The organism is Saccharopolyspora sp. NPDC003752, assembly GCF_053605825.1.
The window spans coordinates 19,832-44,823 of record NZ_JBSGJZ010000028.1 but is presented as its reverse complement, the minus strand read 5'-3'; the positions used below and the strand labels follow the sequence as shown (position 1 = coordinate 44,823).

The window sequence follows — 24,992 nt, the reverse complement described above, 5'->3', positions numbered from 1 at the left end:
TTGCCGACGCCGTTTTCCTGGCCGCCCCGCCGTCGCAGCCCGGGCTCGATGGCGCCGGGGGTCGTCGCGGCGGGGCTAGGATCGAGGTGCTGCTTCCGGCTGGCGGGCTCAGCCGAGGGGAGGCCTCCGTGGGGACGCGCGAACGGGTTGAGGCGGCCGTCCGGTTCGGTGTCGCCGAGCTGATCCCCGATCGCCTCCGGGCCGGCGGGTGGACCGTTTCCGTCGACGGCGTCTCCCAGTCCTATGTGGATCTCGATGATCCGGCCCACCTGAAGATGCCCTACACGGACTGGATCGCCCAGGCGATCGACCGGCACTGGGCGCCGGGTGCCGTGTCGGCGCTGTTCGTGGGCGGCGGTGGTTTCGCGCTGCCCCGCTACCTCGCCGTGACGCGGCCCGGTTCGGAGCAGCTCGTGTTCGAGCTCGACGGGAAGCTGGTCGAGTTGGTGCGCGAGCACCTCGGACTCGACGAGGTGCCGGGCCTGGAGGTCCGGGTGCAGGACGGTCGGGCCGGCGTTGAGGGCGCGCTGGACGGCAGTGCCGACCTCGTCGTGCTGGACGCCTTCCAAGGCGGGGACGTCGTCACCGGGCTGGCCACCGTCGAATTCTTCACCGAGGTTTCCAGGGTGCTGCGGCCCGGCGGGTTGTTCGCGGCGAACCTGTGGGATGCCGCCGAACTCGGTTTCGCCCTGCGCGCGATCGCCGCGGCCTGCGAGGTGTTCCCGCACGTGCTGGTCTTCGCCCACCCCCGCGTGGTGGCGCGCCGTCAGTCCGGCAATGTCGTCGTCGTCGCTTCGGAGAGCCGCCTCCCGGCGGCGGAACTGGCCGACTGGGCGGTCTCGGCGCCGGAACGGGCCTACTGCCTGACGCCGGAACGGCTGGCCGACGTGTGCGGAACAGCCGCGCCGCTGACCGAGACCGATCCGCTGCTCGACCCGGTGCCGCCCGTTCGCGGCTGGTGGTCCGGCTCCCGCCTCGCCTGACCGTTCGAGCTCACCCAGCAGTGGTACGCGCCCCACGCATGCCGCAGCGAAAGAAAATCTTTCTCCGAAGCGCAGTCTTTACTGAAGGATGTTGCTTCTCTGCGGAATCCTGATGTAATTCTTATTGACAAGTGATGCTCGACACCGCACCACACGGCGCCGGGAGGCCGAACATGACCGCTCAGCACGAGACCGTTCGCGACGTCGTACCGACCGAAGTCCCGAGCCAGCGAGACGCGGCGACCGACGTCGTCGCGGCGCTGAAAGCGCACGTCACCGGCGACCTGATGGACATCGTCGTGGACCTCGACGCCGGCGACGGCTGCCGGCTCCGCGACGCCCGAGACGGCACCGAGTACCTCGACATGACGATGTTCTTCAGCTCCGCGCCGCTCGGGCACGGCCACCCCGGCCTGCGCACGTCCGAGTTCGAGGCGGACCTGGTGCGCGTCGGGCGCGTCAAGCCGTCCAACCCGGACTTCGCCACCGCCGAGCAGGCCCGCTTCGCCGAGACCTTCCGCCGCGTGGTCGGCGTCCCCGAGCTGCCGCTGCTGTTCTTCATCGACGGGGGCACCCTCGCGGTGGAGAACGCGCTGAAGGTCGCCTTCGACTGGAAGACCAAGGTCAACGCGCGCAACGGGATCGCGGTGCGCGGCAGCCGCGTGCTGCACCTGGAGCGGGCCTTCCACGGCCGCAGCGGCTACACGCTCTCGCTGACCAACACCGATCCGTCGAAGATCCGCGACTACCCGATGTTCGACTGGCCGCGCATCCCCAGCCCCGCGATCGAGCCGGGCGAGCGGTGGGACAGCGCCGGGCTGCTGCCGGAGGAGACGATCGCGCTCGACGCCGCCCGCGCCGCGCTGCGCCGGTACGGCAACGAGATCGCGTGCTTCGTGTACGAGCCGATCCAGGGCGAGGGCGGTGACCGGCACCTGCGGCCGCAGTTCCTGCACGCGGTGCAGGAGCTTTGCCGGGAGCACGACGTCCTCACCGTCGCCGACGAGGTGCAGACCGGCGCGCTGACCGGGCGGGCCTGGGCGCACGAGGCGCTCGGGCTGGAGCCGGACCTGGTCGCCTTCGGCAAGCGCCTGCAGGTGTGCGGGGTGATGGGCGGGCGCCGCGTGCTGGAGGTCGCCGACAACGCCTTCCGCGAGGCCAGCCGGATCAGCTCCACCTGGGGCGGTTCGCTGGTCGACATGGTCCGCGCGACCAGGATCCTGGAGGTCGTCGAGCGCGAGGGCCTGTTCGAGCACAGCAGGCAGATGGGCGAGCTGCTGCTGGGCGAGCTCCGCGACCTGGCGGCGGAATTCCCGTCGGTGATCCGCGACCCGCGCGGCCGCGGCCTGATGTGCGCGATCACCTTCCGAGACCCGGCCAAGCGCGACCGCGCGCTGGCGATCGCCCGCGACAGCTACCGCACGCTGTTCCTGCCGTCGGGTCCGGACGCGCTGCGCTGCCGTCCGCCGCTCTCGGTCCGGCCGGAGGAGATCGTCGACGCGGTGGCCGCGCTTCGCAAGACCCTGGCCGACCTGGCCTGAGGGGGCGGGACCCGCGCGTGGTCGTTCCAGCCCGGAGCGACCACGCGCGGCTTCATTCATTTCAGGCGCCGCCGTTCTCGCGCGAAACCGTCACCACCCACCCGTGCCATCAACCCGACTTCCCCGGTGCGGCGGCCCCTCCGGGCAAGTGCGCGATGAGTGCTCAGGCGGGTTCCAGGCCGGTTGTGGCGAGGGTTTGGGTTTTCACCAGCCGCTGGTAGAGGGCGTTGGTGGTCAGCAGGGTCTCGTGGGTTCCGGTGGCCGTGGCGCGACCACCTTCCAGGAGGACTATCCGGTCCGCGTTGCGCACGGTGGACAGGCGGTGGGCGATGACCAGCAGGGCGCACTGCTCGGTCGCGTTGCGCATCACCTCGGTCAGCGCGGCTTCGTTGAGGGCGTCCAGGTTCGACGTCGGTTCGTCCAGGAGGAGCAGGGCAGGCCTGGTAAGCAGGGCTCGGGCGATCGCCACCCGCTGGCGTTCACCGGCCGAAAGGGTGCAACCGCGCTCGCCGATCCGGCTGGCCAGACCGTCCGGCAGGCGGCCCACCAGCTCCTCGAGGTTGGCCAGCTCGACGACCCTGTCCACTTCGGACGGATCGGCGCCGGGGGTGGCGTAAGTGATGTTGTCCAAGAGCGTTCCGTGCACGACGTGCGAGTGCTGGTCCACCAGCGCAATGCGCGAGCGGCACTCGTCGCGGGAGAGGGTTGCCGCGTTGCGCCCGTCGAACAGCACCGCACCCGAGGCCGGCTCGTAGAACCGGGCGATCAGCGCGAACACCGTGCTCTTGCCGGCACCTGAGCGGCCGATCAGCGCTACCTGCTGGTGCTGCGCCACGGAGAACGACACACCGCGCAGCACCGGATGAGCGTCGTATCCGAAGTGGACATCGCGTAGTTCGAGCACAGAGCTGTGCGGGACCGGCAGCCGGTGGACCACCGCTACGTCCTCTTCGACCGGAAGGGCGCGCACCTCCTCGATGCGCTGCAACGCGCCCATGCCCTTCTGGATCAGGCCGACCGCGCGGAACACCGAGGACAACGGCACCACCAGGTACGAGGCGTAGAGCAGGAAGGCCACGAGTTCGCCGATCGAGGCGGTGTGGTTCGCGACGCGCACCCCGCCCACCACCAGCACGAGCAGGAACGAGCCCTGCACCGCGAGCTCCACTGCCGGGCTCATCAACGAGGCCAGCTTCGCCGTCCGCACACCCGCAGCGCACGCGGCGTCGATGCGCTCGCCGATGCGCTCCGCCTCGCGCGGCTCGGCCCGGCTCGCCCGCACCAGCCGGATCGCGCCCAGCGCGCGCTCCAGCTCGGCGGCGACCGCTCCAACGGCGCCCTGGGTGTGCTCGCTGGCAGCCCGGATTCCGGCCAGCAGCGCCGAAACCACCACTGCGGCGATCGCCACGGTGCCGAGGACGAGCAGGAACAGCAGCGGGTCCAGCCACAGCATCAGCGCGATCGCGCCGATCGCGGTCAGCGCGCCGGTCACCAGGTCGACCAGCGCCTGCGACACCACTTCCCGGATCACGGTCGTGTCGGTGGTGACGCGCGCGATCAGGTCACCGGTCCGCTGCTCGTCGTAGACCGACATGCGCAGCCGCAGCAGCCGCCCGACCATGCCCCGGCGCAGGCCGAGGACGACGCGCTCGCCCATGCGTTCCAGCACGAAGCGGCCGAAGGCGTTGATCAGCGCTTCAGCCACGAAGAGACCGCCCAGCAGCGCCAGGACGGGGCCGTGCGCGGCGACGTCCACCGCGCGCTGGGCGACCAGCGGCTGCGCCAAGCCGAGCCCGGAGCCCACCAGGCTCAGTGCGACCGCAACGGCGATGGTCCGCCGGTGGCCGCGGGACAACCGGAGCAGGTCGCGGAAGCCCGCTCGGGTCATCCGCGCGGCCCGACGACGACGAGACGGCTGAAGTAGTCGTCCGGCACGTCCTCGCCGATCAGTCCGCCGTCGACCTCGATCCACGCGTGCGCGCCGAACGGCGGCGCCACCCGTGCTCCGGTGCACCACGTCGGCCAGACGCCCCACATGCGGCACAACAGCGCACTCGCCAAAGACCGCGGCAGGCAACCGCGCGGGGCGGCGCAGGTCAGGTTTGCCGCGCACACCGCATCCCGGGCGGCTTGCGCCTGCGCTCGGTCGGCTGGTCGCGCGCCCCGCCGCAGGACCAGCAAGGCGCGGCGGAGTTGGCGTGGCGGGAGCAGGGCGAGGGCTCGCGCCGCAGCCACCGCGACCACCGCGGCAGCCCTGTGGTGCAGTGGCACGCCGGTCGGCCTGCTGAGAGCGCTCGGAACGGTCATGACGCCAGCCCGGACTCGCGCAGCTGGGTCACCAGCGTCTGCACGTCATGTGCCGCCTGCTCGCGATCCACGTCGAACTCCTCGGTGAGCGCTCGGATGGCGTCATCTTCGCCGCCGCCCGCCAGCAGTGTTCGGATGACAAGGGTTCCGGTGGGGTTGAGCTGCCAGTACTCGCCGCTGAGCTGGTCCAGCAGGACCGTGCCGTATTCGGTCTCGGCGGTGGCGACCTCGGTGTTGAACTGCATGGCTGGCCTCCCTCCTTCAGGAGCCGGTTGGCACCGGCGCAGTGCGCGTGCGCAGCCAGACTTCGCACGCGATCGTCGAATACAGGACGGCATGGCGCAGGGCTGGGGTGTCCGGGCGATGCGCCAGCGCGCGGAGCTTCGCAGCATCGACCAGGCCGAGGTCGGCCAGCCGCGAGCCTTCCCACAGCGCCAGCAGATCGTCGCGGTGCTCCCACAGACCGGCGGCGTCATCGAGCTCGGACTGGGCCTTGTTGGTCCGCGCGAGGCATTCGTCCGGCACGATCCCGCGCATCGCCGTCGCGAGCAGCGGTTTGTACTGCCACGGCGTGACCCGTTCCTCCGGGCGCACCGATAGGAACGCCTCGATCACCCGGTCGTCGAGGAACGGCGAAGCCATCGGCAGGCCGGCGCGGGCTGCCATCTGGTCCCACTGCCGGACGACGCGTGTGCACATCCGGATCTGCTCCAGGCCGACGTGCATGCCGCGATCCGGGCCGAGCGGTTCGGCGGTCGCCGCCGCTTCGCGCAACGTCCGCTGCGCGGCGCGCACGGCGTCCTGCGTCATCCATTCGAAGACCCGTGGCGGCATGCCCCAACCGAGCGCCCCGGCGATCGCCGGCGGCTGTGGGCCGGTCAGCTCGTCGGCGGCATCGGCGAGCCAGCGCCGGTACGGCCTGGAGTCGGCCAGCGCGCGGACCAGGTCCGGGATCCGCCATTGCCAGAGGGCGCGGAACCCCCGCAGTCGCTGCAGCGCGAGCCACGGGCGGCGGCGCAGCAGCCGGTGGTAGTAGGCCTCCGAGCACCAGGCGACGTGGTCACCGCCGATCCCGGTGAGGTGGCAGGTGCTGCCGCGTTGCCGCAGGACGGGCAGGTGCGCGAGCACGCGCGAGCGGTCCATGACGCTGATGGTGGGCTCGTCGAGGAGGTCGTCGATCTGCAGCAGATCGCTGTAGACCAGCGGTGATTGCTCGGCGGGCCAGACGATGTGGTCGATGCTGGGCAGGTACTTTGCCGCGCGGAGGGCCCATTGCAGATCGGTGTCCGCATGATCGAGACCGGGTCAGGTGCTCGCGATGACCTTGTCGGCCGTTTCCGCGGCCAGGAAGCAGATCGACGTGGAGTCCAGGCCACCGGAGAGGTCGCAGCTGACCACCCCGCGGCGTACCCGGGCGTCGACCGCCGTGCTGAGCGCCTCCCGAGCCTCGGACGCGGCCTCTCCGATGGATCGCGTCGCCCGCGGTGGCTGCCACCACCGCGACAGCCGGGCACGGCCGCCAGTTGCTATCAGCGCTGAGCCGGGCGGCACCGCGTTGATCCCCCGCCACATGGGGCGTTCCACCAGCGGGTGCGGCACCGGCCAGAGCAGCCGGACCGCGAGTTGCGACTCGTCCGGCGCGGCGCCGATCGCGGTGGCGAGCAGGTCCGCGCGGTCGGCGGCCACCACAGTGCCGTCGATCAGGGTGTGGAAGACCAGCCGAAGTCCCGCCGCCGAGCCTTGCACCCGGATGCTGTCGTCCAGGGCGGCGATCAGGTGGAAGCTGCCCGGCAGCCGCCGGGCCAGGCGGTCCAGGTCGGCGAGGTCGCGCAGCCGGATGGCGTGCCGGGTGAGCTCGTCCTGGTCGATCAGGCAGCACCCGATGAGCACGATGCGGGCCCGTTCGGTTCCGGCTACCCGCAGCTCCGCATCCGGCCACCGGCCCACCAGCCACGGCCGGCCCGACGGGTGCCGGAGCACCCGCGGGCCGGCCAGCCGACGGGCCGCGGTGCGGCTGGCCTCCGCGTCCGGCAGGACCGCGAAGTGCGCCGCACCGCAGCTCGTGACGTTCTCAGTTGCTTGCATATCTGTCATCAATGGGGGAAGTGCTTGCTCAGGATGATCCGGTCGCGGCCCCGGAAGCCCAGGAAGCCGGTCGTCTTCCGGAACGAGCCCAGTTTGATCAGCATCGGCGCTTCATAGGTGCGTTTCATGGTTTATCCTCGTGGATCGCGGTCTTCGTCCGCGTCTGCGGAAAGCCTTTCGAATTTCTCCGCTGGTTGGACTTAGCCGCTGGTCAGAGCTTCGGTCATGGCTCGAGCCGTTTTGCATGGTGCGCTGACTCAAATCGGGTCGGAATAGTCGAAATTGTTCCGCGAGCATCCTTTTGGTTTTTAAGAAAACGCAGAAATGGAATCGCGAGATGGAGTGTTTTTATTGGTCGATCGGATTAGTTGTGGCGTGACGGAGCGTGTCCGCCCGTGCGCGGCGCGCTCCGCAAGATGTTCGTTCCGGTTCTTACCGGAATGAACGCTCACGACCCTCGACGCTAGATCCAGCCCTCTTCCCAGGCGCGGCGGGCCGCTTCGTGCCGGGTTTCGACGCCGAGCTTGGTCATCGCCGCCGACAGGTAGTTGCGGACCGTGCCGGGCGCCAGGTGCACCGCCGCCGCGATGGTGGCGATCGTGCCGCCCTGCAGGGTGTGCCCGAGCAGTTCGAGTTCCCGGTCGGTGAGCGGGCAGGCGCCGCCGGTCAGCGCGCTGGCCGCGATCTCCGGGTCGATGTAGCGGGCGCCGGCGTGCACGTCGCGCAGGATCACGGCCAGCCGGGATGCGGGCGTGGTCTTGGGCACGAAGCCGCGGATGCCCGCGGCGAGCGCCCGCTTCAGCACCCCGGGGCGGGCGTGCCGGGTGACCAGCACGATCGGGAGCTGTCCGTCGAGGCGCTGCGCGGCCTGCACGCCGTCGAGCTCCGGCATCTCCAGGTCGAAGACCGCGATGTCCGGCGCGTGCTCGCGGACCGCCCGGAGCGCTTCCGCCCCGTTGCCGCACTGGGCGACCACTTCCAGGTCCGGCTCCAGGTCGAGCAGCGCGGCGAGCGCGCCCCGGATCAGGTCCTCGTCGTCGGCCAGCACCACTCGGATCACGAAGTCCTCCCGGGTTCGTCGGCGGAACCGCGCAGCTCGAACCGGTCCGCCACCCGGTTCGCGTCGACCCGCCCGCCCAGTGTGCCGAACCGCTGGCGCAGCCCGTCGATGCCGGACCCGGCGTCGCCGTTCGGCGGGTTCGGGCGGTCGTTGCTCAGCACGACCTGCGCGCGCGGGCCGTCGACGGCGATGACGAGTTCGCAGTTCTCGGCGCGCGAATGCCGGAGGATGTTGGTGGTGCCCTCGCGCACCAGCGCGCCGAAGAGCGGTTGCAGCGGCGGCGGAACCATCGCCGCGTCACCGCGCACCGTGGTCCGGACGCCGGCGGCCTCCAGGATTTCGCGCGCGTTGTCGAGTTCCGTGATCAGGTTGCTGCGCCGGTAGCCCTGCACCACCTCGCGGGTGTCCTTCAGCGCGGTCCGCGCGAGCTCGGCCACCTCGGCGGCCTGGGCGCGCGCCCGGTCGTCGTCGACGCCGACCAGGCGCTCGGCCAGCTCCGCCTTCAAAGCGATCGCCTGCAGGTGGTGGCCCTGGACGTCGTGCAGATCGGCGGCGAACCGGAGGCGTTCCTTGGCGACGGCGAGCTCGGCGCTGACGGCACGGGCCCGGTCCAGCTCCAGCACGATGTCCCAGAACCAGGCGGCGACGAAGACCAGCAAGATCACCGCGGCCACGGTGACCACGGCGGTGAAGCCGGTGATGACGGCGAGCATCGGGTGCGGCATCCGCGGCAGGGCCGCGAGCCCGGCGACCGTGCTGATCAGCAACGTGGCCGCGACGGCCAGCTGCCAGCGGAACCGGTGCGGGCCGGCCGCGATGTGCGCCGCGGCGAGCCCGCTGACCAGCACCGACCAGGTCATCCCGGTGCCGTCCTGGCTCAGCGCGTACGCCATGGCGGCGAGGGAGAGCGCGAAGATCGTGCCGTGCAGGACCGGGCGCGACGTGCCCTGGCCGAGGCCGCGCATCAGGCTGATCGACAGGATCGTGCCGTCCACCGCGATCGCGACCAGGACCAGCGCCAGGACGACGATCTCGGGCGTGCCGTAGAAGCCCTCCCGCGCGCCGGCCACGAGGTTGAGCACCGGGAAAAACGCGTACACCGGCATCAGCGGCACGAGCGACCACCACGTGTAGCGGCGCAGTCGCACGATGCGGCGAGGGTCGAACTGGACGGGGTCGGGATCGCTCACCGGTCCAGCATCATGCATCCGTCCCGCCCCGCTCGCCGATTCCGGCATGACATCAGTCATCAATTTCCCTGACAGGACTCGCGATCGGGGCTGACGGAACGCTCTACCGGCGCGAATGCGATCCGGCGAGCCTTGACGGCATGACGACACCAGTGATCAGCGTCAACGGACTGCGTTGCCGCTACGGCGATTTCGAGGCGGTCCGCGGGATCGACTTCGACGTGCACTCCGGTGAGCTGTTCGCGCTGCTCGGCACCAACGGGGCGGGCAAGACGACGACCCTGGAGACCATCGAGGGGCACCGGGCGCCCACCGCGGGCGCGGTGCGGGTCTTCGGCCAGGACCCCCGACGGGATCGCTCGGTGCGCCGCCGGACCGGGATCATGTTGCAGGAGGGCGGTTTCGCCGGCGATCTGACGGTCCTCGAAACCGCCCGGCTCGGCGCCGCGCTGACCTCCCGCAAGTCCGATGTGGACGAATCGCTGGCAGCGGTGGGGCTGGCGGCCCGGCGCGCGACGCGGGTGAAGCAGCTCTCCGGCGGCGAGCGGCGCCGGCTGGACCTCGCGCTCGCCCTGCTCGGCGATCCGGACCTGCTGTTCCTGGACGAGCCGACCACCGGCATGGACCCGGAATCCCGCCGCGCCACCTGGGAAATGGTGCGCGCCCGCCTCGCGCGGGGCGCCACGGTGCTGCTGACCACGCACTACCTGGAGGAGGCCGAACGGCTGGCGCACCGGCTGGCGATCATGCACCAGGGCCGCATCGCGGTGTCCGGCAGGCTGGTCGACGTGCTGGCCTCCCAGCAGGCGCGGATCAGCTTCGACCCCGGCGACCGCGTCGAGCTCCCGCCGCTGGCCGGGACGGCGACGTGGACCGGCACCCGCGTGGAGGTCCGGACCCCGGCCCTGCAGCGCGACCTGCACGCGCTGCTGTCCTGGGCCGACGGACGCCTGGACCTCGCGGGCCTGCGCGCGCACCAGGCGTCGCTCGAAGACATCTTCCAATCCGTCCGCCAGGAGGTGGCCGTCCCATGAGCGCAGCAGTGCTCGCATTGAGCAGCGCCGAGTGGAAGCTGCTGATGCGCAACAAGACCGTGGCGCTCAGCGCGACGCTGATGCCGCTGCTGCTCGGCCTGTTCCTGGGCACCAGCGTGCCCGGCAGCGCCGACCTGCGGGTCTGGTCCGCGACGCTGACCACGCAGCTGCTGGCGGTGCAGGGTCTCACCGTCTACTTCACGGTGACCACCGCGCTGACCAGCCGCCGCGAGGACCTGTACCTGAAGCGGCTGCGCAGCAGCGAGCAGTCGGCCGCGACGATCCTGACCGGGCTGCTGAGCCCGGCGGTCCTGCTCGGGTTCGGCCAGATGATCGTGCTGTTCGGGATTTCGGTGGGCCTGGGCGCGCCGCTGCCGGCGAGCCCGGTCGCGCTGGTGCTCGCGATGATCCCGGGAGTCGCGCTCGCCGTCGCGGCGGGAGCGGCGACGAGCGGCCGGACGTCCACCGCGGAGCAGGCGCAGATCACCACCATGCCGTGGCTCCTCGTGCTGCTCGGCAGCGCGGTGTGGGCGTCGATGAGCACCTCGCCGACCGTGGTGCTGCTGCCCGGCGGGGCCTTCGGGGACCTGGTGCACCGTGCGATGTCCGGGGTGGACCTGCTGGGCGGGCTTCCGGCGCTAGGCGTGCTGGTGGCCTGGACCGCGGTGCTGGGCCTGCTGGCCCGAACCTGGTTCCGCTGGGAACCGCGCGCCTGATCCTGTTTCCGCTGGTCACGGGCCGTGAGTGTTTCGGGGTGCCATAGCACTCCAAAACGCTCACAGCCTCGTAGCTGCGGTCAGCGCCAGGAGGGGAGCCAGAGCTCGGCCTGCCAGTGCTCCTGGGTGATCGGCTCGCCGTTGAGGATCGGCCACAGCCACACGAAGTTCGCCACCACGAGCCCCACGTACAGCGACACCGCGAGCAGCCCCGTCTGGCGCCGTTCCAGGTGGTCGCGCGCCGTGCCCAGCACCTCGCCCAGCACCAGCACGATGCCCAGCACCAGGAACGGCGCCAGCGGCGTCGCGTAGAAGAAGTACATCTGCCGGTCCAGGTTGGTGAACCACGGCAGGTAGCCCGCGCCGTAGCCGACCAGGACCGCGGCGTAGCGCCAGTCCATCCTGCTGGTCGCCCGCCAGACCGCCCAGCCCGCGACGGGCAGCGCCAGCCACCACATCGCCGGCGTGCCGATCAGCATCGTCGCCCCGATGCAGTTGGACCGGCCGCAGCCCGAGATCCCGGACTCGTAGTAGTAGAGCATCGGGCGCATGCCCATCGGCCACGCCCACGGCTTCGACTCCCACGGGTGCGGGTTCTTCGGCGTGACCAGGTGGGTGTGGAAGTCCAGCACGTTGAGCTGGTAGTACAGCAGCGACCGCAGCGCGTCGGGCAGCGACCCGAAGCCGACGTCGTCGGCGGTGATCACGGCGTGCCGGTCCGTCGCCGTCTCGCTGGCGAACCAGCCCGCCCAGGTCGCGAAGTAGACCAGCAGCGGGATCGCCACCAGCGACCACAGCGCCGGCGCGGTGTCGCGCACCAGCGCCGCCCGCCACGGCCGCCGGACCCCCGCCGCGCGTCGCGCCAGCGCATCCCAGATGACGCTGAGCAGGCCGAACGCCATGATGTAGTAGATGGCGTTCCACTTCACGCCGCAGGCCAGCCCGAGCATCAGCCCGGTGCCGAACCGCCACCAGCGGAACCCCAGCCGCGGGCCCCAGCCGCTCGCGTCCAGCCGGCCCTCGACGCACACCTGCCACAGACGGCTGCGCACCTGGTCGCGGTCGACCAGCAGGCAGGCGAACGCGGCGAGCAGGAACATCGCCTGGAACACGTCGAGCATCCCGACCCGGGACTGCACGTGGCTGAGCCCGTCGCAGATCAGCAGCACGCCGGCCACCGCGCCGAGCAGCGTGGACCGGGTCATGCGGCGCGCGATGCGCACGACGAGCAGCACCATCACTGTGCCGCAGAGCGCGGCCATGATCCGCCAGCCCCACGGGTTGTAGCCGAACAGCCACTCGCCGATCGCGATCAGCTGCTTGCCGACCGGCGGATGCGCGACCAGCTCGTAGCCGGGGTTGTCCTCGTAGCCGCCGTTGCGCAGCATCTGCCACGCCTGCGGCACGTAGTGCTTCTCGTCGAAGACCGGGGTGCCCTCGTTGGTGGCGCGCCCGAGGTCCCACAGCCGCACGAGGCCCGCGACGACCGTGACTGCGATCGTGACCAGCCAGCCGCGCAGCCGGTCGGTGGGCATCGTCACGTCGAGCAGCGGGCGCGGATCGGTCTCGCCCGGCTGCCGGGCCGGTGGCCTGCGGCCGACGTTGACGAGTTCGTCGGCGCTGCGGCCACCGGGATTGGGGACGAGGACGCTCACAGCCCCCGATCGTAGGAGACCAGCCGCGAAGTCGGTGGCCCGCCGCCCCGGGCGGCGCGCCTGCGGAAATACGCTGTGCGGTTATGGACTCCGGCACGCTCCTGCTCGCCGCCACCCCGCTCGGCGACGCCCGCGACGCTTCGGCGCGCCTTATCGACGCGCTCGGCTCGGCCGACGTCATCGCGGCGGAAGACACCAGGCGGGTGCGCGCGCTCGCCAGCGCGCTGGGCGTCACGCCCGGCGGCAAGGTGGTCAGCTACTACGAGGGCGTGGAAGCGGCGCGGGCGCCGATGCTGCTGGACGCCCTGCGCGAGGGCCGCACGGTGCTGCTGGTCACCGACGCCGGGATGCCCAGCGTGTCCGACCCCGGATACCGGCTGGTCGCGGCCTGCGTCGCCGAACAGCTGCCGGTGACCTGCCTGCCGGGGCCGTCCGCGGTGACCACCGCGCTCGCGGTGTCCGGGCTGCCGTCGGACCGGTTCTGCTTCGAGGGGTTCCCGCCCCGCAAGCAGGGCGAACGCCGCCGCTGGCTCGGCCGGCTGCTCGCCGAGGAACGCACCTGCGTGTTCTTCGAGGCGCCGCACCGGCTCGCCGACACCCTGGCCGACGCCGTCGAGGTGCTCGGCGGCTCGCGGCGGGCGGCGGTCTGCCGCGAGCTGACCAAGACCTACGAGGAGATCCGCCGCGACAGCCTCGCGGAGCTCGCCGCCTGGGCCGCCGAAGGCGTGCGCGGCGAGATCACGGTGGTGCTCGGCGGAGCCGAGCCGCCTGCGGCCACCGACCCGGCGGAGCTGGTGGCGCAGGTGGAGGAGCGCGCCGCCGAAGGCGTGCGGCTGAAGGACGCGGTAGCGGAGGTCGCGGAGCTCGCGGGCGTGCGGAAGAAGGAGCTATACGACGCGGTCCTCGCCGCCCGGCGGTAGAGACGCGGCCGGGCTCTCGGGCAAGATCGAATGATGCGTTGTGCGGTGCTGGGCCTGCATTGGCAGGTCAACGTGATCGAGCCCGAGGGATTCTTCGGCGGGATGCTGGCCGAACCGGTGGCCCGCAGCGGCGTGGTCGAGCGCGCGGCGCGGTTCCACCGGGCGGCCAGCGAGGCCGGGGCAGAGCTGGTGTTCACCCGGTTCACGGTGCCCGTCGGGGAGGGCGACCTGGTGCGCAACACGGCGTTCATGCGCGCCGTCGGCGATGCGCAGGAGGCGTTCCGGCCGGACGCGCCGGGCTCCGGGCTGATCACGGCGATGGCGGACTCGGGCGGCCGGGTGGTGGACAACCAGCGGCTCTCCGGCCTGGCGGGCAACGACCTCGTGCCGTGGCTGCACGAGCAGGGCATCAACACCCTGCTGATCACCGGGGTGGCCACGAACCTGACGGTCGAGCAGACGGCCCGGCACGGCGCTGACCTCGGCTTCACCGTGCACGTGGTGCGCGACTGCGTGGCGGCGGCCGACGAAGCGGTGCACGCCGCGTCCCTGGCGAACCTCGACCTGGCGACGGCGGGTTGCCGCACCGCCGAAGAGGCCCTGGCCCTCCTCGGCTGACGCGCCCTGCCGGGTGGCGTTTTCGCGCGAAAACGGCGTCCGCCCGCGGCTAGTGCGCCACCTCATGACATTGGCTCCTCGCGGTCAGGCTTGGCGAGCGTAGGACGCAAGGCGATCGGCGAGCGCGGTGACGAGGTCGCGCAGCTCATCCGGGTGCTCGATGACGAACGGCCGGTCGAGCGAGGCGAGTACTGGAGGCAACCAGTCGAGCCGCTCCGCCCGCAGCTCGACGCGCAGCCAGCGCTCGGTCGCCCGGTCCTGGCCTGCCGCGGGCTCGTGCTCCTCCAGGCTCGCGATGCTGGCGGGCAGGTGGGCGCGGATCTGCTCAACTGTCCCGTGGACCCGCAAGGTCACCTCATGCCGGTACTCGGCCGTGGCGAACGCTGACAACACGCGCTGTGCCGGACCGGGACCCACGGGCACTTCGAAAAATCCGGGCAGGGCCCGCGCGTCTGCGATGCGATCGAGCCGGAAGGTTCGGTCCTCGCCGATCTGGGCGTCCTTGCCCGTGACGTACCACCGGCCCGCATGGGCGACGATCCCGTACGCGTGCAGCGTGCGTTCGCTGCGCCGTCCGTCGCGGTCGGTGTAGCGGATCGAGACCGGTCGGCGGTGGCGCACCGCATCGGCGATGGTGAGCAGGACCCCGGCGTCCGGGGTGTCGAAGTCTCCGGGCTGGTCCGTGAAGGCGAGGGATTCCAGGAGTGTGTCGAGCCGGCGGGCGATGTGCTTGGGCAGCACCCGCCGGATCTTCGCCGATGCCGTCTCGTTTGCCGTGTGCTGCGTCGTCGTCAGCCCTGCTCGGCGGCCGGCGACCAGGCCGAGCAGCACGGCAAGCGCCTCGTCGTCGCTGAGCATGAGCGGAGGCAAGCGGTACCCGGGAGCGAGCCGGTACCCGCCGTAGCGGCCGCGCACCGATTCCACGGGCACATCCAGGTCGATCAGCTGGTCCACGTACCGCCGCACGGTGCGCCCTTCGACGCCGAGCCGGTCGGCTAGTTCGGCCACCGTCCGGGTACCGCCCGACTGCAGCAGCTCCAGGAGTATCAGCACGCGGGCAGTGGGTCGGGGCATGCGCACAACCTAACGCGAATACAGGACCGATTCTGTCCACTATTTCTCCTAGCCTGCGCAGTGCACGCCTCCAGCACAGCCGAGGAGATCCCCATGGAGTTCGTCTCGATCCGCATCATCACCAGCGACGTAGCGCGCCTCGTCGAGTTCTACGAGCGAGCCACCGGGGCGCGGGCGACGTGGGCCACCGAAGACTTCGCCGAACTCAACACCGCGGGCGCCACCCTCGCGATCGCAGGCACCAGCACCGTCCCGCTGTTCGCCCCGGGCTCTGCCCGCCCGGCGGACAACCACAGCGTGATCATCGAGTTCCTCGTCGACGACGTGGACCGCGTTCACCAGAACCTGACCGGCTTCGTCACCGGCTTCGTCACCGAGCCCACCACGATGCCTTGGGGCAACCGGTCGCTGCTGTTCCGCGACCCCGACGGCAACCTCGTCAACTTCTTCACCCCCGTCACCCCAGCGGCTGTCGAAAAGTTCGCACGCTGACGCGATCAGCCGCCCGAACCACTCGCGGACATCCTGCAGCAGCTCACCTTCGAGGACTTCGCGCAACCAAGGTCCCGAGACACCACAGCTAGCGGTTCAGCAGGGACAGGACCGGGGCGGCCTTGGTGAGCACTTCCTGCCATTCCCGGTCCGCGTCGGAGTCTGCGGTGATCCCGCCGCCGACGCCCAGGTGCAGCACGCCGTCGGCGAACTCCAGAGTGCGGATGGCGACGTTGAGCTCCATGCCCGCGACGGGCGAGACCATGCCGACCGCGCCGCAGTAGACGTCGCGCGGCTGCGACTCCAGCTCCGCGATCAGCTCCAGCGCCCGCGCCTTCGGCGCGCCGGTCACCGACGCGGGCGGGAACGCCGCCGACAGCAGTGCCGAATTCGGCAGCTCCAAGGGGATTTCCGCCCGCACGTCCGACACCAGGTGCCACACGCCGGGGTGTGGCTGCACGTCCAGCAGCCGGGGCACCGTCACGCGTCCGATCTCGGCGACCCGCCCGAGGTCGTTGCGCGCCATGTCCACGATCATCACGTTCTCCGCAACGTCCTTTGTGGACGAACGGAGCAGTTCGGCGTTGCGGTCGTCCTGCGGTCCCCGCCGCGGCAGCGTGCCCTTGATCGGGCTGGAGCGCACCACCCGGCCGTGCCGGGCCAGGAACAGCTCGGGCGAGAAGGACGCGACCGCGCCCCACGACCCGGCCACGTAAGCCGCCCGCGCGGGCTGCAACCGCGCGCTGCCTGCGGCGAACACCTCCAGCGGATCGCCCCGGAACGGCACCGCGAACCGGCTGCAGATGTTCGCCTGGAAGATCTCGCCTCCGGCGATCTCCTCCACGCATCCGCGCACGGCTTTGCCGTGCCGGTCGGCGTCCGGTCTGCCGACCGGCCCCGCCTCCCAGGAGGCCTGCGGCGGATCGCCTCCGGCGACCACCTCGGCGAGCTCCGCGACCAGTCCCGGTTCTGCGGCGCTGAGCGCCTCGAACCACCACTGCCCGTCCGGGTCGAGCCGCAGCACGTGATCGGCCCAGCCCCACGCGGCGAGGGGCAGCCGGCGGGGTTCGGCGTGCCGACCCGGGTCGGTGAGGCCGTAGCCGAGGTAACCGATCCAGCCGCCGCCGACCGGGCCGGGTCCGGCCCGGCCGACAGGCGTGTCGGTGGTGGTGAAGGCCCGGTCCGGCGCGGTGGCGTCGATCCGCGCGGACGGGGCGAGGACGGCGGAGCCGCCGAACCAGTCGCCGGTCAGCGCGGCCGGCGGCGGCAGCCCGCGGCGGCGCGCGCGGGCCGCGAGGCGCCGCAGCACCTGGGCTGCGCTCGCCTCGCCGTCAATCGGACGGGTGAAGACCGGCACGCCGACAGTATGACCGCGCACCGAGCCGGGACCACAGCCCCGGCTACCGTCGTTTGCGCTGGTCAATCAGGTGGGGAGTGGCCGAGGTCATGTCCCGGCCAGGATCCCGAGCCGCCGGGCAGCGCCGCGAGCTCGCTGTGGCTACCTGCGCGAACGCCTTCCCCGCGCGACGCGTCTGCCGTGCGTACGGTGGCCGCATGGTGAGTGTGATCGGTGCGACCAGGCTCACGAGGATCACCGGCGAGGACTCCTGCAACAGCACGGCCAGCCGGTTCGGCATCCGCGCGACGGACCTCGGGATCATGTGGGACGACGGCCGGGGCGGCGTGCTCGCGGCGTTCGGCGATACCTACGGCGATGGTTGGGGCGGGCACGGCGCGGGCCCCAAGAGCGCCGACTGGCGGTACAACGTGATCGCGCGGTCCACCAACACCGATCTGGACGAGGGCCTGAAGTTCGACTCGGTCCTGTCGCGTGAGGACGGCATGGCCGGGCAGGCGCTGCCCGGCGACCGGACCGGGGTGCGCGAGCACACCGTGATCCCGACCGCGGGGATCGCCATCGGCGGCCGCAACTACCTGCACTACATGTCCGTGCGGCGGTGGGGGATGCCGGGCGTGTGGCACACGAACTACGGCGCGCTCGCGTACTCCGACGACGGCGGGGCGACCTGGACGAAGTCGGAGACGGCGGTGTGGCGGAACTCGCGGCAGCCCTGGCTGAGCCGGTTCCGGCGCCGCGACCCCGGTGGTCATCCGTTCCAGATGATCGGTTTCGCCGGTGTCCTGGACGGCCGCGCCCACCTGCTGGGCACCCCGAGCGGCCGGTTCGGCGCCGGGCACCTCGCCCGCGTCGGCGCCGACGACCTGCTCGACCCGGCGGCCTACGAGTACTGGACCGGCGCCGGCTGGGGCGGCGACCCGCTCGCCGCCGCGCCCGTGCTGCCCGCGCCGGTCGCCGAGCTGTCGGTGCAGTACAACCGGCACTTCGACCGGTGGTTCGCGGTGCACCTCGACGAGCGGCGCGCGGCGATCGTGCTGCGCACGGCGCCGGAGCTCACCGGGCCGTGGACCGGCGGCGAGGTCGTGGTGTCCGGTGCCGACTGCCCGGGGCTCTACGGCGGCTTCCTGCACCCGTGGGCCGCGGACCGGCCGGCGATCTACTTCACCCTGACCCAGTGGGGCCCGTACAACGTCGACTTCTTCCGCGCCGACCTGGCCTGATCAGCCGCCGCATCGAGAGGCGCAGAACCCGTGCGCACTTCTTGCTGCTGTAGCGGCACAAAGTGCGCACGGGTCTTGAAGCCGCGCGTGCTCTTGGCGGCTGGGCCGTCGGGATGATGTTGCGGCCGGCCGCGTCACTTCCTGGTTCCGGGCCCGTTGTGCATCGAAAAACCGCACGACGAGGTGAGGTTGAAGATGCGCATCAGAGGTGTCCTGGCCGCCCTCGCGGCCCTGCTCGCGGTCACCGCGGCGGCGACGCCCGCGACGGCCCAGCCCGACGCGGCCGCCGCGCCGTCCGGCGTGAACGACTGGAGCTGCCAGCCCAGCGCCGAACACCCGACGCCGGTGGTCCTGGTGCACGGCCTCGGCGGTGCCGCCACCACGAACTGGGCGTACCTGGGGCCGGTGCTGGCCGACCAGGGCTACTGCGCCTTCGCCCTGACCTACGGCCTCCCGCCCGGGGTCCCGCAGATCACCGGAGGATTCGCGCCGATGGAGGAGAGCGCGCCCGAGCTCGCCGACTTCGTCGACCGGGTGCTGGCCGCCACCGGCGCCGAGAAGGTCGACCTGGTCGGCCACTCCGAGGGCACCGTGATGCCGCAGTACTACCTGAAGTTCCTGGGCGGTGCCGAGAAGGTGCAGCGCTACGTCGCGATCACGCCGCTCTACGACGGCACCACGCTGCAGAACACCTCGGAGCTGCTGGACCGGCTGGCCGAGGAGCTGCCGGTCGTCGGCCAGATCCCGGACGAGCTGTGCGGTTCGTGCCGCCAGTTCTTCAAGGACTCCGAGTTCATGACGAAGCTCAACGCCGACGGCGCCGCGGTGCCCGGCATCGAGTACACGACGATCATGACCAAGTACGACCAGCTGGTCACCCCGTACACCAGCGGCTACCTGGACGCGCCGAACGCGACCAACATCGTGCTCCAGGACGTCTGCCCGCAGGACTTCTCCGAGCACGTCGCGGTGGCGTTCAACCCGCACGTCGGGCGCATGGTGCTCAACGCCCTCGACCCGGCCGGGGCCCAGCCCGTGCGGTGCTGATCCCGGTCGTCACCTGCCGCTCACGACTAGAGGTTTGATGTTGAGTGCGGAAGGGGCGGGTGTTGTTTTTGAAGCGGCGCAGCCGCTTAGCCCACCTACGCAACCGGCACCGCTGCGGGTTCTCAGACGTCGTCTGGCGAGGACAGCCCCGACGCGTCGTATCGGACATACGTGTGTCGGGGATCCCACAGCCAGGCGGCGTCTGTAACTCCCGCAGGGGGGCCGCCACCCGCACCGCCACGCAAAGCGAGTTCTCTGACAAGCTCTAACGAGAACCGGTTCGAGGTCACGACCCCTCGAACCGTAGGCTAAGCACCATGAGTGCCTCTGTGTTGACCGCTGTGGCCTGGCCCTATGCGAACGGTCCACGGCACATCGGCCACGTCTCCGGTTTCGGTGTGCCCTCGGACGTCTTCTCTCGCTACCAGCGAATGGCCGGCAACCGGGTGCTCATGGTGTCCGGCACCGATGAGCACGGCACGCCGATCTCGGTGCAGGCCGAGAACGAGGGGCTGACCACCCGCCAGCTCGCCGACAAGTACAACCGGGTGATCGCCGAGGACCTGCAGGGCCTCGGCCTGTCCTACGACCTGTTCACCCGCACCACCACGGGCAACCACTACGAGGTCGTCCAGCAGATCTTCCTCGCGCTGTACCGCAACGGCTACGTGCTGCCGAAGACCACCACCGGCGCGATCAGCCCGTCCACCGGCCGCACGCTGCCCGATCGCTACATCGAGGGCACCTGCCCCATCTGCGGCTACGACGGCGCGCGCGGCGACCAGTGCGACAACTGCGGCAACCAGCTCGACCCGGCCGACCTGATCAACCCGGTGTCCCGGATCAACGGCGAGAAGCCGGAGTTCGTCGAGACCGAGCACCTGTTCCTGGACCTGCCCGCGTTCACCGAGTCGCTGGGCAAGTGGCTGTCCACGCGCACCGGCTGGCGGCCCAACGTCCTCAAGTTCGCCCAGAACCTGGTCGACGACATGCGGCCCCGGGCGATCAGCCGGGACCTGGACTGGGGCGTGCCGATCCCGCTGGACGGCTGGCGCGACCAGCCGATGAAGCGGTTCTACGTCTGGTTCGACGCGGTGATCGGCTACCTGTCGGCCAGCGTCGAGTGGGCCCGCCGGACCGGTGACGCGGACGCCTGGAAGCAGTGGTGGACCGATCCGGCAGCCCAGGGCTACTACTTCATGGGCAAGGACAACATCACCTTCCACGCCCAGATCTGGCCGACGCTGCTGATGGGCCACAACGGCCAGGGCGACCGCGGTGGCGAGGTCGGCCCGTACGGCGAGCTGAACCTGCCGGACGAGATCGTCTCCAGCGAGTTCCTCACCATGAGCGGGTCGAAGTTCTCCACCTCCCGCGGCACGGTGATCTACGTGCGGGACTTCCTGCGCGAGTTCGGCCCGGACACCCTGCGGTACTTCATCTCGGTCGCGGGGCCGGAGAACCAGGACACCGACTTCACCTGGGACGAGTTCGTCCGGCGCACCAACTTCGAGCTGGCCAACGAGTGGGGCAACCTGGTCAACCGGTCCATCTCGATGGCCGCGAAGAACAACGGCGCGGTGCCCGCGCCGACCGCGCCCCAGGCCGCCGACGAGGAGCTGAAGGCGTTGTCCCGCAACGCCTTCGACACCGTCGGCGGGCACCTGCAGCGGTCCCGCTTCAAGGCCGCCTCGCAGGAGGCCATGCGGGTCGTGTCGGCGGCGAACAAGTACCTGTCCGACCAGGAGCCGTGGAAGCTCAAGGAGGACCCGGACCGGCGGGACGCCGTGCTGCACACGGCGCTTCAGGTGGTTTCCGACGCCAACACGCTGCTCACCCCGTTCCTGCCGCACTCGGCGCAGAAGGTGCACGAGCTGCTCGGCGGCACCGGGGTCTGGTCGGCCCAGCCGGAGATCCGCGAGGTGACCGACCTGGACGACCCGAGCATCGAGTACCCGGTGCTGATGGGCGACTACGCCGGCGAGCAGGCGGCATGGCGGTCCACCGAGATCGAGGTCGGCCGGCCGCTGCAGAAGCCGACGCCGCTGTTCGCCAAGCTGGACCCGAAGCTCGGCGAGACCGGCCCGGAATGGGCCCCGATCGAAAGCTGATCACCCGAGGGTTGGGGCACCCATGACGGAGTCCGTCGGTGCCCCACCCCTCGTTGGTCGACCCACCCGAGTGCTGCCTGCGTTGGAGAGGTGCGATGAGCAAGCGGGACCGGAAGCGGGAGCTGCCGCCGGTGCCGGAGGCGCTGCCCGCGCCCGCGGTCGACGCGCACACCCATCTCGACGCTTGCGGCGCGAAGACGCCCGACGAGGTGCGCGCCATGGTGGACCGCGCGCAGGCCGCCGGGGTCGGTCGGGTGGTGACCGTCGCCGACGACATCTCCTCCGCCGAGTGGGCCGTCGAGGCGTCCACTTGGGACGACCGGGTGTTCGCGGCGGTGGCGCTGCACCCCACCCGGACGAAGGACTTCGACGACGCCGACCGGCAGGTGCTGGAGCGGCTCGTCGCGCACCCCCGGGTGGTCGCGGTCGGCGAGACCGGGCTCGACTACTACTGGGACTACTCGCCGCCGGAGCCGCAGCAGGAGGCCTTCCGCTGGCACATCGACCTGGCCAAGCGCGTCGGCAAGCCGCTGATGATCCACGACCGCGAGGCGCACCAGGACATCCTGCGGATCCTGGCAGAAGAGGGCGCCCCCGAAACCGTGGTGTTCCACTGCTTCTCCGGGGACGCCGAGTTCGCCCGGTCCTGCGTGGACGCCGGCTACGTGCTGTCCTTCGCCGGGACCGCGACCTTCCGCAACGCCAACGCCAAGGCGCTCCGGGAGGCCGCGCAGCTGGTGCCGCTGGACCAGTTCGTGGTGGAGACGGACGCCCCGTTCCTGACCCCGCACCCGTTCCGCGGACGCCCGAACGAGCCGTACTGCGTCAATTACACCCTTCAGGATCTTGCCGAACTCCGTGGAATGACGCTTGAAGAACTCGTGGTGGCGACCACCGCCACGGCCGAGCGAGTGTTCCGGCTCGATCAGGCGTAACCCCACCCGTATTCCTTTCACTCGCAGTTCTTTGCTATTGCGCGCCGAATCGCGCCCGCTTGCAGTCCGCTACGTCGTCCCTACCGTCCACTTCGGAAGCCGGGATGGGGGCCAGCACCCCGAAATTCCGCCCCGCTGGGCGGAGAACCTCCTACCCGGAGGCACGGCAGTCAGGATTGCGATGAAGTTCGGTTTGTTCGCGAAGGCGACGGTAGTGGCGAGCATCGTGGTCTGCGGTGCGGCGCCGATGGCGGCGGCGTCTCCGAGCGCGCCGCCAGCCGCGCGGGCGGGCGTCTGGGACCGGCTCGCGAAGTGCGAATCGGGCGGCAACTGGGCCGCCAACACCGGCAACGGCTACTACGGCGGCCTGCAGTTCAACCGCCGGACCTGGGCCGCGCACGGTGGCAACCGGTTCCACAAGTTCCCGCACCGGGCGTCGCGGGAGCAGCAGATCGTCATCGCGGAGGCGCTGCGCGTGGCGCGCGGCGGCTTCGGAGCCTGGCCCGCGTGCGCGCGGAAGCTGGGCCTGCCGCGATGAGGTGATCAACTCGCTGCGGGGCACAGATCCCTCGGGTGAGGGGAGGGAGGCCCGGCCCGAGCGCGTTGAGTGCTCGGGCCGGGTCCGGTTCCCGGCCCGGAAACCGCGTGCCGGTCATGGAAACCGCAGGTGTCGGGGGCGTGTGATATGTCACCCAAGAGCCTGGTCGCCCAGTTAACGGGGCGGCGACGGTACCCCCGAACGGACCAAATGCGGGCGATCTCGCTTACTGATCGTGCTCGGTTGCTCGGCAAATCAGTGTAACGCAGATCACAAGCCCGATCGGGGTCCTTGGCTGGCTGCATTGATCACGCTAGAGTCTCGGCCTCGTAACCGATGACAACCAGTCATGGGGAACGCCCGTAAGTCTCGCCGGTGTACGTCGGGGAAGCGGGCCGTGGGCAACGGAGCCTCGGTCGGCTAGGACGGCGCTTGGCTGCGGGAGTCGGATACAGACACGAAGCACGAAGGTTGTGTGCACGCGAGGAGCGAGGGAGTTGAGCGACGACATGGGTCTCGCCCGACGCCACCTCCGCTCCGCATCACGCGAGCGCGACTTCCGCCTTCGGGAGGTAACGACCCTGTGAACGGACGCGGCGAGCCCAGCTATCCCGGCCATGCCTACCGGTCGGACGACGGCTACTGGGCCGAATCCTTCGAGCCTGCGACGGACTGGTTCACCCCGGTCCAGGCCGAGCAGCACACCGCAGTCGGACTCCTGGACCGCCCGGAGCCGCAGCGGTACCCGGCCGAGGACCACCCGAGCTTCCCGCCGGGCTCGCTCGAGATCACCCCGGCGGACATCTACGACGTTCTCGGCCCGGACGCCGCGGACATGCTCGCGACCGCCGAGATCGACGTCGACGAGGTCATCCGGCTGATCAACGCCGAGACCACGGTGCTGCCGCCGCTGGTCATCCCGGACGCGTTGCCGGAGGCGGAGGAGGACGACACCCCGCCGCAGGAGGTCGTCGACGCGATCGCCACCTGGAAGCGGCGCTTCCTCAAGGGCGCGGTGGCCGGCGTGCTGCTCACCCTCACCGGCACCGGCGGCGCGGCCGCCGCGATGGACAAGTCGGTGACCGTCGAGGTCGACGGGCACGAGCGCACCGTCAGCACCTACGAGGGCACCGTCGCCGACGTGCTCGAGGACGAGGGCATCGCCGTCGGCCAGCACGACGCGCTGAGCCCCTCGCCGCAGGCCAAGGTCAGCCACGGCGACACCATCACCCTCGACCGCGGTCGGCTGCTGAAGCTGACCGTCGACGGCGAGCCGCGCGAGGAATGGGTCCGCTCGGTCACGGTGGACCAGGCGCTGCGCCAGCTCGGCGTGCAGGCCGACGGGGCGTGGCTTTCCGCCGACCGCACCATGGCCGTGCCCGAGCAGGGCCTGGACCTGGTCGTCAAGACCAGCAAGAACATCACCGTCATCGACGGTGGCAACGAGCCGCGGCAGCTGACCACGACCGCCGTCAACATCGACGAGCTGGTCAAGGAGCAGAAGCTCGAACTCGGCCCCGAGGACACGATCACGCCCGGCGGCGACCAGCGGCTGGTCACCGGCGCCGAGATCCGCATCGACCGCACCGGCAGCATGGTCATCAACGTGACGATGCCGGTCGCGCCCCCGGTGCAGGAGATCGTCGACAACACGATGTTCAAGGGCGAGGAGCGGGTCGAGTTCCCCGGCGTGCCCGGCGAGAAGATCGTGTTCACCCGGGTCACCACGCGCAACGGCGACGAGATCGGCCGGGAAGCCGTCGGCGAGAAGATCACCAAGGAAGCGCAGCCCAAGGTCGTGCGCGTCGGCGGGAAGCAGCCGCCGAACAGCGGGGTCTGGGACAAGCTGGCGCAGTGCGAGGCCGGCGGCAACTGGGCGATCAACAGCGGCAACGGCTACTACGGCGGCCTGCAGTTCAACAAGTCCACCTGGGACGCCTACGGCGGCGACCAGTACGCGCCGTACCCGCACCAGGCGAGCCGCGAGCAGCAGATCGCGGTCGCGGAGAAGGTCCGCGCGGCCCGCGGCGGCGGCTACGGAGCCTGGCCGGGCTGCTCCTCCAAGCTGGGCCTCAGCTGACAAGCGGTATTCCAGACGCATTTTGC

At 71.0% G+C, this 24,992-nt stretch carries 22 protein-coding genes and 1 pseudogene; 13 read left to right on the top strand and 10 right to left on the bottom strand.

The annotated features are described in order from the left end of the window. Positions 1–128: 128 nt before the first annotated feature. Together ACWEV3_RS29920 and lat are read left to right on the top strand one after the other, a co-directional pair. Entirely contained in the window at positions 129–983 is an 855-nt protein-coding gene (locus ACWEV3_RS29920; RefSeq protein ID WP_452617075.1) for a spermidine synthase, read from the top strand. Positions 984–1,156: 173 nt separating this feature from the next. Next, on the top strand, positions 1,157–2,524 hold the full coding sequence (gene lat, locus ACWEV3_RS29915; RefSeq protein WP_452617074.1) for an L-lysine 6-transaminase: 1,368 nt from the start codon (positions 1,157–1,159) through the stop codon (positions 2,522–2,524). Between the two features lie 163 nt (positions 2,525–2,687). Here lat and ACWEV3_RS29910 read toward each other — a convergent pair whose 3' ends face one another. From ACWEV3_RS29910 to ACWEV3_RS29880, 7 genes and pseudogenes are all read right to left on the bottom strand, one after another. After that, positions 2,688–4,412: an ABC transporter ATP-binding protein gene (locus ACWEV3_RS29910; protein WP_452617073.1), complete on the bottom strand. Its 1,725-nt coding sequence runs from the start codon at positions 4,410–4,412 to the stop codon at positions 2,688–2,690. Beyond that, the gene (locus ACWEV3_RS29905; protein ID WP_452617072.1) at positions 4,409–4,831 is read right to left on the bottom strand and encodes a lasso peptide biosynthesis B2 protein; all 423 of its coding nucleotides are present in this window, start codon (positions 4,829–4,831) and stop codon (positions 4,409–4,411) included. Before ACWEV3_RS29905 ends, ACWEV3_RS29910 begins: the two co-directional genes overlap by 4 nt. Next, positions 4,828–5,076, bottom strand: a complete 249-nt coding sequence (locus ACWEV3_RS29900; protein ID WP_452617071.1) for a lasso peptide biosynthesis PqqD family chaperone — start codon at positions 5,074–5,076, stop codon at positions 4,828–4,830. Before ACWEV3_RS29900 ends, ACWEV3_RS29905 begins: the two co-directional genes overlap by 4 nt. Positions 5,077–5,092: 16 nt before the next feature. Then, a pseudogene (locus tag ACWEV3_RS29895) lies at positions 5,093–6,403 on the bottom strand (asparagine synthase-related protein). A gap of 521 nt (positions 6,404–6,924) precedes the next feature. Further along, positions 6,925–7,044: a keywimysin-related RiPP gene (locus tag ACWEV3_RS29890; RefSeq protein ID WP_452617070.1), complete on the bottom strand. Its 120-nt coding sequence runs from the start codon at positions 7,042–7,044 to the stop codon at positions 6,925–6,927. 335 nt (positions 7,045–7,379) lie between these two features. Further along, on the bottom strand, positions 7,380–7,976 hold the full coding sequence (locus tag ACWEV3_RS29885; RefSeq protein ID WP_452617069.1) for a response regulator transcription factor: 597 nt from the start codon (positions 7,974–7,976) through the stop codon (positions 7,380–7,382). Beyond that, the gene (locus ACWEV3_RS29880) at positions 7,973–9,166 is read right to left on the bottom strand and encodes a sensor histidine kinase (RefSeq protein WP_452617068.1); all 1,194 of its coding nucleotides are present in this window, start codon (positions 9,164–9,166) and stop codon (positions 7,973–7,975) included. Before ACWEV3_RS29880 ends, ACWEV3_RS29885 begins: the two co-directional genes overlap by 4 nt. A gap of 140 nt (positions 9,167–9,306) precedes the next feature. On the opposite strand from ACWEV3_RS29880, the gene ACWEV3_RS29875 reads away from it, so the two are divergent. Then, positions 9,307–10,200, top strand: coding sequence for an ABC transporter ATP-binding protein (locus tag ACWEV3_RS29875; RefSeq protein ID WP_452617067.1), 894 nt, complete (start codon positions 9,307–9,309; stop codon positions 10,198–10,200). Beyond that, positions 10,197–10,916: an ABC transporter permease gene (locus tag ACWEV3_RS29870; protein WP_452617066.1), complete on the top strand. Its 720-nt coding sequence runs from the start codon at positions 10,197–10,199 to the stop codon at positions 10,914–10,916. The genes ACWEV3_RS29875 and ACWEV3_RS29870 overlap by 4 nt, the downstream gene beginning before the upstream one ends. A gap of 80 nt (positions 10,917–10,996) precedes the next feature. Here the strand turns inward: ACWEV3_RS29870 and ACWEV3_RS29865 are convergent, their stop codons facing one another. After that, a complete protein-coding gene (locus tag ACWEV3_RS29865) occupies positions 10,997–12,571 on the bottom strand; it encodes a dolichyl-phosphate-mannose--protein mannosyltransferase (RefSeq protein ID WP_452617065.1) in 1,575 nt (524 codons plus the stop codon). 83 nt (positions 12,572–12,654) lie between these two features. Here ACWEV3_RS29865 and rsmI point away from each other — a divergent pair, with 83 nt between their 5' ends. Together rsmI and ACWEV3_RS29855 are read left to right on the top strand one after the other, a co-directional pair. Then, positions 12,655–13,491, top strand: a complete 837-nt coding sequence (gene rsmI / locus ACWEV3_RS29860; protein WP_452617064.1) for a 16S rRNA (cytidine(1402)-2'-O)-methyltransferase — start codon at positions 12,655–12,657, stop codon at positions 13,489–13,491. A gap of 33 nt (positions 13,492–13,524) precedes the next feature. Next, positions 13,525–14,109, top strand: a complete 585-nt coding sequence (locus tag ACWEV3_RS29855) for a cysteine hydrolase (RefSeq protein ID WP_452617063.1) — start codon at positions 13,525–13,527, stop codon at positions 14,107–14,109. 84 nt (positions 14,110–14,193) lie between these two features. Here the strand turns inward: ACWEV3_RS29855 and ACWEV3_RS29850 are convergent, their stop codons facing one another. Then, positions 14,194–15,183, bottom strand: a complete 990-nt coding sequence (locus ACWEV3_RS29850) for a helix-turn-helix transcriptional regulator (RefSeq protein WP_452617062.1) — start codon at positions 15,181–15,183, stop codon at positions 14,194–14,196. Positions 15,184–15,276: 93 nt separating this feature from the next. Between ACWEV3_RS29850 and ACWEV3_RS29845 the strand changes: the two genes are divergently transcribed. Next, positions 15,277–15,675 (top strand): VOC family protein, encoded by a 399-nt coding sequence (locus ACWEV3_RS29845; protein WP_452617061.1) that lies wholly within the window; start codon positions 15,277–15,279, stop codon positions 15,673–15,675. A gap of 88 nt (positions 15,676–15,763) precedes the next feature. On the opposite strand, the gene ACWEV3_RS29840 is transcribed toward ACWEV3_RS29845, so the two are convergent. Continuing rightward, positions 15,764–17,032, bottom strand: coding sequence for an aminodeoxychorismate synthase component I (locus ACWEV3_RS29840; protein WP_452617060.1), 1,269 nt, complete (start codon positions 17,030–17,032; stop codon positions 15,764–15,766). Between the two features lie 197 nt (positions 17,033–17,229). Here ACWEV3_RS29840 and ACWEV3_RS29835 point away from each other — a divergent pair, with 197 nt between their 5' ends. The 6 genes from ACWEV3_RS29835 (at position 17,230) to ACWEV3_RS29810 (ending at position 24,966) form a co-directional block, all read left to right on the top strand. Beyond that, the gene (locus ACWEV3_RS29835; RefSeq protein ID WP_452617059.1) at positions 17,230–18,255 is read left to right on the top strand and encodes a DUF4185 domain-containing protein; all 1,026 of its coding nucleotides are present in this window, start codon (positions 17,230–17,232) and stop codon (positions 18,253–18,255) included. A 195-nt stretch (positions 18,256–18,450) separates the two neighbouring features. Next, entirely contained in the window at positions 18,451–19,302 is an 852-nt protein-coding gene (locus tag ACWEV3_RS29830; RefSeq protein ID WP_452617058.1) for an esterase/lipase family protein, read from the top strand. 317 nt (positions 19,303–19,619) lie between these two features. After that, the gene (gene metG, locus ACWEV3_RS29825) at positions 19,620–21,413 is read left to right on the top strand and encodes a methionine--tRNA ligase (protein ID WP_132492860.1); all 1,794 of its coding nucleotides are present in this window, start codon (positions 19,620–19,622) and stop codon (positions 21,411–21,413) included. Positions 21,414–21,508: 95 nt separating this feature from the next. Beyond that, positions 21,509–22,348 carry a TatD family hydrolase gene (locus tag ACWEV3_RS29820; protein WP_452617057.1) on the top strand — a complete coding sequence of 280 codons (840 nt, stop codon included), beginning with the start codon at positions 21,509–21,511 and terminating at the stop codon, positions 22,346–22,348. A gap of 181 nt (positions 22,349–22,529) precedes the next feature. Then, positions 22,530–22,886, top strand: a complete 357-nt coding sequence (locus ACWEV3_RS29815; RefSeq protein ID WP_452617056.1) for a transglycosylase family protein — start codon at positions 22,530–22,532, stop codon at positions 22,884–22,886. Between the two features lie 583 nt (positions 22,887–23,469). After that, entirely contained in the window at positions 23,470–24,966 is a 1,497-nt protein-coding gene (locus ACWEV3_RS29810; RefSeq protein WP_452617055.1) for a transglycosylase family protein, read from the top strand. Positions 24,967–24,992 lie beyond the last annotated feature (26 nt).